The sequence below is a fragment of the Saccharopolyspora sp. genome (assembly GCF_017434145.1).
Lineage (GTDB): Bacteria > Actinomycetota > Actinomycetes > Mycobacteriales > Pseudonocardiaceae > Saccharopolyspora_C > Saccharopolyspora_C galaxeae.
On the sequence record NZ_JAFRFW010000126.1, the window covers coordinates 1 to 10,173 of the forward strand.

8 protein-coding genes are annotated in these 10,173 nt (G+C 71.3%); 2 read left to right on the forward strand and 6 right to left on the reverse strand.

All coding sequences use genetic code 11. The features are described 5' to 3' along the window. Positions 1 to 1,083 (reverse strand): hypothetical protein (locus tag IJH84_RS03340; protein ID WP_295140031.1); only part of this gene is annotated, 1,083 nt, incomplete at its 3' end. 105 nt (positions 1,084 to 1,188) lie between these two features. Here IJH84_RS03340 and IJH84_RS03345 point away from each other — a divergent pair. Then, positions 1,189 to 1,830 (forward strand): DUF305 domain-containing protein, encoded by a 642-nt coding sequence (locus tag IJH84_RS03345; protein ID WP_295140018.1) that lies wholly within the window; start codon positions 1,189 to 1,191, stop codon positions 1,828 to 1,830. A 48-nt stretch (positions 1,831 to 1,878) separates the two neighbouring features. After that, complete coding sequence (locus IJH84_RS03350; protein ID WP_295140020.1) at positions 1,879 to 2,718, forward strand: aminoglycoside phosphotransferase; 840 nt, start codon at positions 1,879 to 1,881, stop codon at positions 2,716 to 2,718. 110 nt (positions 2,719 to 2,828) lie between these two features. On the opposite strand, the gene IJH84_RS03355 is transcribed toward IJH84_RS03350, so the two are convergent. The 5 genes from IJH84_RS03355 to IJH84_RS03375 all read right to left on the reverse strand — a co-directional run. Beyond that, the gene (locus IJH84_RS03355) at positions 2,829 to 3,194 is read right to left on the reverse strand and encodes a GntR family transcriptional regulator (RefSeq protein WP_200071902.1); all 366 of its coding nucleotides are present in this window, start codon (positions 3,192 to 3,194) and stop codon (positions 2,829 to 2,831) included. Positions 3,195 to 3,259: 65 nt separating this feature from the next. Next, on the reverse strand, positions 3,260 to 5,341 hold the full coding sequence (locus tag IJH84_RS03360) for a tetratricopeptide repeat protein (protein ID WP_295140023.1): 2,082 nt from the start codon (positions 5,339 to 5,341) through the stop codon (positions 3,260 to 3,262). Positions 5,342 to 5,624: 283 nt separating this feature from the next. Then, positions 5,625 to 6,611 carry a methylmalonyl Co-A mutase-associated GTPase MeaB gene (meaB, locus tag IJH84_RS03365; RefSeq protein WP_295140025.1) on the reverse strand — a complete coding sequence of 329 codons (987 nt, stop codon included), beginning with the start codon at positions 6,609 to 6,611 and terminating at the stop codon, positions 5,625 to 5,627. Positions 6,612 to 6,660: 49 nt separating this feature from the next. Continuing rightward, entirely contained in the window at positions 6,661 to 8,889 is a 2,229-nt protein-coding gene (scpA, locus tag IJH84_RS03370; protein ID WP_295140027.1) for a methylmalonyl-CoA mutase, read from the reverse strand. After that, positions 8,889 to 10,173 (reverse strand): methylmalonyl-CoA mutase family protein (locus tag IJH84_RS03375; RefSeq protein WP_295140029.1); only part of this gene is annotated, 1,285 nt, incomplete at its 5' end. The genes IJH84_RS03375 and scpA, both read right to left, overlap by 1 nt.

Sequence of the window (10,173 nt, forward strand, 5' to 3'; positions counted from 1 at the left end):
CAGTTGCGCGTCCGGCCCGGAGCCCACGATGTCGTAGACGCCGTCCGCGCCGCGGTGCGGTCCGGTGGCCGGGTTGCAGGTCGCCGCCGCGCCGCCGCCGAGCTCGTCGGTGAACACGACCTTCGTGCCCGCGTTGTTGAAGGTGGCGCTGTGCCAGAACGCGAAGTTCGCGTCGTCGCGGACCCGTTCGGTGACCTTCGGCGCAGCCCGGTCGGAGATGTCCAGCAGCACGCCGTCACCCATGCAGGCTCCGGCGGCCAGGTCCTTGTCCGGGAACACCGTGATGTCGTGGCACCCGGTGGTTTCGCTGATGCCGCCCTCGGCGCCCGGGTTGCCGCCGTCCGGGAACAGCACCGGTGCGTCGACGAGCGCGGGATGCGCCGGGTCGTCCAGCGGGACCTCGACGATGGAGATCTTGTCGTGCGGCGGCTTGCACTGCGGGAACTCCGGCGCCGGGCCGTAGGAGGAGATGTAGAGGAACACCGACTCCCCGGCCTTGTCCGGCACCAGGGTGTGCGTGTGCGAGCCGCAGTCGGTCGGGATCGCGGAGACGTAGCGCGGCTCGGCCGGGTCGCTGACGTCGAAGACCTTCATGCCTTCCCAACCGTTCGGGTCGGCGGCGTCGGTCTCCTCGCTGCTGCAGGTGTCGTTGCTGCGCGGGTAGTCGGTGGAGACGAACAGCAGGTTCCCGGAAATGGACACGTCGCCCTGGCCGCCGGGGCAGGAGACCTGCGAAACGATCTGCGGCCGCTGCGGCTCGGAGATGTCGTAGACGACGAGCCCGTCGTAGTTGCCGACGAAGGCGTGGTCCCCCTGGAACGCGATGTCCGTGCCGTAGGCGTCGATGTTGTCGAACGGCGGCTGCTTCGGAAGATTCGCCAAGTGCGCGATGTTCGGGCTGTGGTCCGGATCGGCGGGCTGTGCCCGCGAAGCCGCTGCGGTGTTCTGCTCGGGGTGCTCGCTCGGCGGAGTCGCCGACGACGGCGCCGCGAATAGGACGCCGAGCAGCAGCGGCACGGCGGCGGCCAGTGAGCCGAGCGCGCGGAACCGGCGGCCGGTCGGTTGCTTGGATCTCAACACCATCACCCCACTTCCTCGATCAGCGGCTACCCCTCGCCGCATTCGATCAGTATGTTCGGAATCCGCGGTTCGACCAATAGGCCGGGCGGATGTCTTCAGGGGGACGCGGTGTCCGATCGTCGTGCGGTGTTCGCCGCCTTCCTGCTGCTGACCGGGGTGGTGAGCGGCTGTTCGGCGCAGCAGCCGGAAACTTCCTCGGCCTCGCCGCCAGTGGTGCTGCCCGGTGCGCCTGGAGATGAACCGCGCGTCGTGCGCTCGGTCGAGGACCGCGTGGATGACGGGCCGATGGCCGCGGAAGTCTCCTACGCCGGTTCGATGATCGAGCACCACCGGCAGGCGGTGCGGATGACCGAACTCGCCGCGACGCGGGCCGCGGACCCGCGGGTGCGCGCGCTGGCCGAACGCATCGGCGCCGCGCAGCCCGCGGAAATCGGTGCGATGCAAGGGTGGCTGAGCACGCACGGCGCTGGCGGGCACGGCGCTGGCGGGCACGGGAATCGCGCGGCACACGGCGGAATGCCCGGCATGGCCACTCCGGAGCAGTTGCGGGAACTCGCGGATTCGCGCGGCGCGGGCTTCGACGAGCTGTTCCTGCGGCTGATGACCACGCACCACGAGGGCGCGCTGCGGATGGCCACCGACCTGCTCACCACCGGCCACGACGAGCAGCTGCACGAGATGGCGCAGGACGTCCTGGCCACCCAGACCGACGAGATCGCCGCGATGCGGCGGCTGCTGGACGGGCACTGATCCGCACCCCGCCCCGCCCGCACGAACGCGATGCCACATCATCGGGTGATGGCCGTGGACGACGACACCCCCAGCGAAGAAGCCGACGAGATCTTCGGCGAGTGGATGCGGCAGAACCTGGACCGCGCCGCCGAGCACTTCGAGGTGGCGGTGGTCGGCGAGCCGGTGTTCGGCTGGCGGCTGCGCTCCATCAGCGCGGCCGTGCGCAGCACATCAGGGCCGAGGTGGCTGCGCGTCGTGTCCGAGCAGCTCGAATGGGCCGACGGGGACTGGTGGACCGGCAACGCCGACTCGAACGCGATCACCGGCGTGCGCAAGCCCAAGGTGCTCGGCCTCGTGCAATGGGACGTCGAGCAGGCGCGGCGGCAACGCGGTGAGCTGATGACGTTCGTGCCCGGGCAGCGGTGCTCGGACACCGATGTGCTGCGCGCCGAACTTGACCTGCCCGCCGACTGGTGGGAGCAGCTGCGCGGCACCATCGACGCGGTCCGCGAGGTGGCGACCGAGCGGATGCGCGACGACGAACCGGCGATGCGGCGGGCCGTGCACGACGCGCTCGGCATCGACCTGCGCATCGAGCACTGGGAAACCGTGCACGGCGACCTGCACTGGGCGAACCTGCTGCGGCCGCGGTTCGGGCTGCTGGACTGGGAGCTGTGGGGGCGCGGCCCGGCGGGCACGGACGCGGCTTCGCTGTACTGCTACAGCCTGCTCACGCCGGGCACCGCCGCGCAGGTCTGGGAAACCTTCGCCGACGTGCTGGAGGCTCCGCACGGCCGCACCGCGCTGCGCTACGCGGCGGCGCGCATCCTGCACCGCGTCGACATGGGCGATCACCCGGATCTCGCCGAACCGCTGCGCGAACTCGTCGCGAACCTGCCGGAGTGACGCGCCGGTTCGCGTCTCGCCGACTCGCCCCGCCCCCTGCGATCCGAGTGAACGACCTATTCGCCCGGCTAGATTGGGCGAACGGGCCGTTCACTCCTGGAGGAACGGGGTCAAGCCGGGGCGTCGAGGGCGGCGCGGACCATCGCCAAGGCTTCCGCGGGCGGGATGCCCAAAGCGTGCACGGTGCGGGCGTACTCGGCGGCGGCTTCGGCGGCGCGCCTGCTGCTGCGGTCACCGGTGGAGCTGACGAACGTGCCGGCGCGGCCGCGGGTCTCGATCAGCCCGGCCTGCTCCAGCTCGCGGTACGCCTTGGCCGCGGTGTTCGCCGCGATGCCCAGATCCGCGGCCAGCGCCCGCACGGTCGGAAGCTTGCCGCCGACCGGCAGCGCACCCGAGTTGATCCGCTCGGCGATCCCGGAACGCACCTGCTCGAACGGCGCAACCCCGGAATCCGGTTCCACGCTCAGGTCCAACATGGAGCCATTGTGGCAACAAGTCCGTCGAACCGGTCGCACCGCGGCAACGCGCGCGCCGGTGCGGCTCAACCGGCGAGTTCGTGCGGGACTCCGAGCTCGTCGTAGAGCTGCGCGGCCAGCCTGCGCTGCTCGCGGGCCTGCACGGGACGCCCGGTGGTGTCCCAGATGTCGGCGAGCCGCTCGCGGTCCAGCGCCTCGCCGTAGCTGTACTCCACGTCCCGGTGCAGCTCCAGCGCCAGCTCCAAGTGCTCGACGGCTTCCCCGGTGCGGCCGGTGGCGCCGAGCACCAGGCCGATCTCGCTCAGGCAGCTGCCCTCGAGGCGGCGGTCGCCGTGCGAGCGGCGGATCTCGATGGTCCGTTGCAGGTGCCGGATCGCCTCGTCGTACTGGTGCAGGCGGTGCTCGGCCTTGGCCAGCGCGCTCAACGTGGTCGCCTCGCCCCACTCGTCACCCAGCTCGACGTGCATGCTCAGCGAGCGTTCCAGCGCCTCGTTCGCCTCCTCGTCGCGCCCCAGCGCGTAGTACGCGCCGCCGAGGTCGCGCAACGCCCACGCCTGCGCCCACTCCGGGCCGGACCGCTGCCACAGCGGCACCGCGCGCTGCAGTTCCGCCAGCGCCACCTGGTGCTGCTGCAGCGTGCTGCGCGGGATGGAGTCACTGGTCAGCAGCCACGCCTCGGCCAGCTCATCGCCGAGCGCGGCGGCCGAGGCCAGCCCGATGCGATGCGTTTCCAGCCAGTCGGCCACCGGCCTGCGGGCCAGCATGAAGGCGAACATCGCCACCGGCAGCTGCCAGGCGAAAACGTGCTCGCCACGGTCCGCGGCCTGCCGGACCGCGGCCAGCAGGTTCGCGCGTTCGGCGTCGTAGAAGTGCAAAGCCGTTGGCCGATCGGTGAATTCCGGCACCGATCCCGGGGAATCCGGCAGCTGCATCGGGAGGCGGGTGAAGCTCGGCTCGGCCTGCCAGGACGCGCCGATCGTCGCGTGCAGGTACCAGGACAGCAGGCGGCGGACGGCCGCGTCGCGTTCCTCGGCGCTCTCGTCGTACTGCGCGCAGTCCGCGGCGTAGAGGCCGACGAGGTCGTGGAAGCGGTAGCGCTGCGGCTGGTGCTCGTCGAGCAGGTGAGCACCGGTCAGGGATTCCAGCAGCCTGCGGGACTTGGGTCGGGAGATGTTGGCCAGCGCGGCTGCGGCGTCCAACCCGATGTCGGCGCCCTCGGCGAGACCGAGCAGCCGGAACAACCGTGCCGCCTCCGGCGCGAGCGAGCGGTACGACCAGGAGAACACCGCGCGCACAGTGGTGAATTCGTCCTCGTCGATGGCCAGCGCGTCGAGCCGTTCCCGTTCGTCGGCCAGTTCCGCGACGAGATCGGCGATCCGCAGCTGCGCGCCGGCTACCAGCCGTTCGGCGGCGATGCGCAGCGCCAGCGGCAGGTATCCGCAGTAGTGGGCGAGCTCGGCGGTCGCGTCCGGCTCGGCGTCGACCCGGTCGGCTCCGGCGGTCCTGCGCAGCAGCTCGACCGCGCGGTCCGGGGGCAGCACGTCCAGCGACATCCGGCCGGCTCCTTCCCTGGTCGTCAGGCTCGTCAGGTGACTGCGGCTGGTTATCAGCACCCGGCAGTCCGGAGAACCGGGCAGCAACGGGCGGATCTGCTCGGCGGCGGCAGCGTTGTCGAGCACGATCAGCATACGGCGGCCGTGCAGCATGGTCCGGTACATCGTGGCCTTCGCGGCCGCGTCGACGGGTAATCGTTCGCTCGGCACGCCCAGCGCGCGCAGCACCTCGTCGAGCGCCTCGTCCGCGTCGCGCCTGCGGTTGACGTGGTAGCCGCGCAAGTCCACGTAGAGGTCGCCGTCGGGGAAGCTGTCCCGCACCCGGTGCGCCCAGAACGCGGCCAGCGAGGTCTTGCCGACGCCTCCGCACCCGTCGATCCACCAGGTCGGTGCGGCGGAGTCGGACGGTTCGGCCAGCCAGGAGTCCAGCGCGCTCAGGCTCGCCTCGCGGTCGGTGAAGTGCGTGACGCGCTGCGGAAGTTGCCGCGGCACCGGGACTTCCGGCTGGTGCAGGTGCACACCGCCGTAGATGTGCTGCGCCTGCACGACGTTGCGCGCATTCCCGGAGAAGACGTTCGAGGCCCCGTCGCCCATGCCGACCCCCAACCGAAAGGCAGCGAACACCTCGCATGATCGCCCTCCGCCGCGGACCGCCGACGCGGAACTTCCCGGAATTTCCGGAAAAACGACCGTACGGGCCAATGCCGCCACCCGAACGTCCGCACCCGGCCGGACGAATCCCGCCGGGGCCGGAGATCTTGCGCGAGGGACGCAGTGCGCAGCGGGAGGCTGCACCCGGAACAGCGAACGCCGGGACGGATTCAACTCCGCGCCGTGGTGGGTTTCGCCGCGCGCGGGCGGGCGGCCGGGGGAATCGTCATTCGCGGTTGAAGGCTTGCAGGAGTTGCTGGGCCGCCAGGCTCGCGGTGAGATCGCCCCGGCTGACGCGGGTTTCGACATCTTCGACGATGGCTCGGACGCCGGGATGGGCGGTGAGCTCGGCCATCAGCTGGTCGCGCACCAGCGACCACGTCCACTCGACCTGCTGGCGGCTGCGCTTCTGCGCCAGCTCGCCGGTTTCGGCGAGCGTGGCGCGGTGCTGCTCGACCTGCTCCCACAGCGAATCCAGGCCCGCCGCGGTCAGTCCGCTGCAGGTCAGCACCGGTGGTTTCCACGAGGCGCTGACCGGGGTGAGCAGCCGCAGCGCGCTGCGCAGCTCGCGCGCCGCCTTCCGCGCGTCCGTCTCATGTGGACCGTCGGCCTTGTTCACCGCGACCAGGTCGGCGAGTTCCAGCACGCCCTTCTTGATGCCCTGCAACTGGTCGCCGGTGCGGGCCAGGGTCAGCAGCAGGAAGCAGTCCACCATCCCGGCCACGGTCACCTCGGACTGCCCGACGCCGACCGTTTCCACCAGCACCACGTCGAAGCCCGCGGCTTCCATCAGCACGATCGTCTCGCGGGTGGCGCGCGCGACCCCGCCGAGCGTTCCGGCCGAGGGGGAGGGGCGCACGAACGCGGCCGGATCCGCCGCCAGCGTCCCCATCCGGGTCTTGTCGCCGAGGATGCTGCCGCCGCTGCGGGTGGACGACGGGTCGACCGCGAGCACCGCGACCCGGTGCCCGGTCGCGGTCAGCGACGTCCCCAGCGATTCGATGAACGTCGACTTGCCGACGCCGGGCACACCGGTGATCCCCACCCGGTGCGCCCCGCCGCTGTGCGGCAGCAGCTGCACCAGCAGTTCCTGCGCTTTGGCCCGGTGCGCCGGTTTGGTCGACTCGACCAGCGTGATCGCCTGCGCCAGTTTCGTGCGGGAACCTTCCAGCACGCCCTTGGCGTAATCCTCGACGTTGATCTCGCGCGGCATCACGGGTCCTTGCGGAATGGATCTGCTCAGTGGGTCGGGTAGCGAAACCTCAGTCGAGGTCGAGACGGGTCCGCAGGTCCGCCAGCACGCCGAGCGCGGCCTCGGCGATGACGGTGCCGGGCGGGAAGATCGCGTTCGCGCCCGCGTCGTGCAGCGCCTCGAAGTCCGCGGGCGGGATCACCCCGCCGACCACGATCATGATGTCTTCGCGGCCCACCTCGGCGAGTTCGTCGCGCAGGGCGGGCACCAGCGTCAGGTGCCCGGCCGCCAACGAGGACACTCCGACGATGTGCACATCGGACTCCGCGGCCTGGCGCGCCACCTCGGCCGGGGTCTGGAACAGCGGGCCCACGTCCACGTCGAAACCGAGGTCGGCGAAGGCGGTGGCGATCACCTTCTGACCGCGGTCGTGCCCGTCCTGGCCCATCTTCGCGACCAGCAGGCGCGGCCGCCGCCCCTCGGCCTCGGCGAACTCCTCGACGACTCCGCGGGCGCGTTCCAGCGACTCGGACGGACCGGACTCGTCCCGGTACACCCCGGAGATGGTGCGGATCTGGCCGGAGTGGCGGCCGAACACCTTCTCCATGGCCTCGGAGATCTCACCGACGGTGGCCTTCGCGCGGGCCGCGTCGACGGCGAGGGTCAGCAGGTTGTGGTCCAGGTCGTTCGGCCGCTTGTCGGACATCGCGGCCTCGGCCGCGCCGGTGAGCTTGCGCAACGCGTCCTCGCACGCGGCGTCGTCGCGTTCCTCGCGCAGCCTGCGCAGCTTGTCCAACTGCTCGGCGCGGACCTCGGCGTTGTCCACCTTGAGCACGTCGATCTGCTCGTCGCCGTCGAAGCGGTACTTGTTGATGCCGATCAGCGGCTGCCGCCCGGAGTCGATGCGCGCCTGGGTGCGCGCGGCCGCCTCCTCGACCCGCAGCTTCGGGATGCCCGCGTCGATGGCCTGGGCCATCCCGCCCGCGCCCTCGACCTCGGTGATGTGCGCCCACGCCCGGTCGGCGAGGTCCTGGGTCAGCCGCTCGATGTAGTGGCTGCCGCCCCACGGGTCCACGACGCGGGTGGTGCCGGATTCCTGCTGCAGCACCAGCTGGGTGTTGCGCGCGATGCGCGCGGAGAAGTCCGTCGGCAGCGCCAGCGCCTCGTCGAGCGCGTTGGTGTGCAGGGACTGGGTGTGGCCCTGGGTGGCGGCCATCGCCTCCACGCAGGTGCGCGCGACGTTGTTGTAGACGTCCGCCGCGGTCAGCGACCAGCCGGAAGTCTGCGAATGGGTGCGCAGCGACAGCGATTTCGGGTTCTGCGCGCCGAATTCCTTGACCAGCTTCGCCCACAGCAGGCGGGCGGCGCGCAGCTTCGCGACCTCCATCGCGAAGTTCATCCCGATGCCCCAGAAGAACGACAGCCGGGGCGCGAACGCGTCGATGTCCAGGCCGGCCTGCTTGCCCGCGCGCAGGTACTCCACGCCGTCCGCGAGGGTGTAGGCCAGCTCCAGGTCGGCCGTGGCCCCGGCCTCCTGGATGTGGTAACCGGAGATGGAGATCGAGTTGAACTTCGGCATCCGCTGCGAGGTGTAGGCGAAGATGTCCGAGATGATCCGCATCGACGGCTGCGGCGGGTAGATGTAGGTGTTGCGGACCATGAACTCCTTGAGGATGTCGTTCTGAATGGTCCCCGCCAGCTTTTCCGGCGGCACGCCCTGTTCTTCCGCGGCGACGATGTAGAGTGCCATCACCGGCAGCACCGCGCCGTTCATCGTCATCGACACGCTCATCCTGTCCAGCGGGATGCCGTCGAAGAGCTGGCGCATGTCGTAGATCGAGTCGATCGCCACCCCGGCCATGCCGACGTCACCGCCCACGCGCGGGTGATCGGAGTCGTAGCCGCGGTGGGTGGCCAGGTCGAACGCCACCGACAGCCCCTTCTGCCCGGCCGCGAGGTTGCGGCGGTAGAAGGCGTTCGACGCCGCCGCGGTGGAGAACCCGGCGTACTGGCGCACCGTCCACGGCTGGTTCACGTACATCGTCGGGTACGGCCCGCGCAGGAACGGCGCGATTCCCGGGTAGGTGCCCAGAAAATCCAGCTCGGCGGTGTCGGCCTCGGTGTAGAGCGGTTTGATGCCGATGCCCTCCGGCGCCTCCCACACCAGGGCGTCGGCCTCCTTGCCGGTGGCCGAGAGCACCGCGGAGTCCCAATCGCCGGAGTTCCCGTTCCCGGCAGGCCCGCCGGCAGCGGACGGCGCCTCGTCCCGCGGAATGTCTGCGAAGTTCGGGATGCTCATCACTCGACTCCCAACGTGCGGTGCGCGGTGCGCAGGACCTCGACCGCGTCGCAGCCGGTGTGCACGAAACCGTCCACATCGTCCGGTCGGTCCTTGGGTTTTCCGGCCAGCAGCACGGATTCGGCGCCGGCCTCCTTGAGCGCCCTGGCGGTCTCGGCGGCGCGCTCGGCGTAGACCTGGTCCGCCGAGCACAGGCACACCACGGCGCTGGGTTGCTCGGCGTAGGCCCGCACGACCTCCTGAGCGGACTCGGTGGGGCCTGCTTCGGGAGTGGCCAGCCCGCCGGCGGCGAACAGGTTCCTGGCGAAACCGGCGCGTGCGTTGTACGTCGCCAGCGGTCCGAGCGTGGCGAGGAAGACGGCGGGTCGTTCGCCGGTCCGCTCGGCCTGCGCGTCCGCGGCGTCGCGCAGCTCCTCGAACTCCTGGGCGTAGCGCACCTTCGGCAGCCCGCCGGACGGCTCGGCCGGGGCGGGCTCGCGCTGCAGGAGCTGCTCTTCGAGGTCCGGGAACTCGCTCACGCCGGTGATCGGGTCGTTGCGGTGCGCCAGCGCGTTCCGGCGGCGCTGCCAGATCGCGGAGAGCCGATCGGCCACCATCCCGGAACGCAACGCAGCGGGCAGCCCGCCCGCGCCTTCGATCTCGCGGAACCACTCCCAGGCGGCGTCGGCCAGCTCGTCGGTCAGCGTCTCGACGTACCAGGACCCGCCCGCCGGATCGATCACCTGGGCCAGGTGCGACTCGTCCAGCAGCAGCGCGTGCGTGTTGCGGGCGACGCGGCGCGCGAACGCGTCCGGCAGCCCGATCGCGGCGTCGAACGGGCGCACCGTGATGGCCTGCGCCCCGCCGACCCCGGCGGCGAACGTCGCGATCGTCGAACGCAGCATGTTCACCCACGGGTCGCGGCGGGTCAGCATCGCCGCGGAGGTCACCGCGTGCTGGCGCTGCGCCCGCGCCTGCTCGGGTGCCCCGGACTGCCGCGCGACCTGCTCCCACAACCGCCGTGCGGCCCGCAGCTTCGCGATGGTGAGGAACTGGTCGGCGGTCGCGGCGTAGCGGAACTCCAGCAGCCCGCAAGCGGTCCCGACGTCCAGCCCGGCCCCCTCCGGCGGGGCCGCCGTCAGCCACCGCAGGTAGGTCACGCCCGCCGCCAGCGAGGCACCGAGTTCCGCGCCATCCGAGCCGCCGGCCTCGTGGTACGGCTGAGCGTCCACGGTGATCGCCCGCATTCCCGGGAGTTCCGCGGCGCAGCGCCGCGCGAGTCGCACCGCATCCGCCGGCCCGACC

What these genes read in the sequence shown, in the direction of transcription:
- IJH84_RS03350 (WP_295140020.1), top strand. Translation starts at nt 1,879, where the DNA reads ATGGCCGTGGACGACGACACCCCCAGCGAAGAAGCCGACGAGATCTTC.
- IJH84_RS03355 (WP_200071902.1), bottom strand. Translation starts at nt 3,194, where the DNA reads ATGTTGGACCTGAGCGTGGAACCGGATTCCGGGGTTGCGCCGTTCGAG.
- IJH84_RS03360 (WP_295140023.1), bottom strand. Translation starts at nt 5,341, where the DNA reads ATGGGCGACGGGGCCTCGAACGTCTTCTCCGGGAATGCGCGCAACGTC.
- meaB (WP_295140025.1), bottom strand. Translation starts at nt 6,611, where the DNA reads ATGCCGCGCGAGATCAACGTCGAGGATTACGCCAAGGGCGTGCTGGAA.
- scpA (WP_295140027.1), bottom strand. Translation starts at nt 8,889, where the DNA reads ATGAGCATCCCGAACTTCGCAGACATTCCGCGGGACGAGGCGCCGTCC.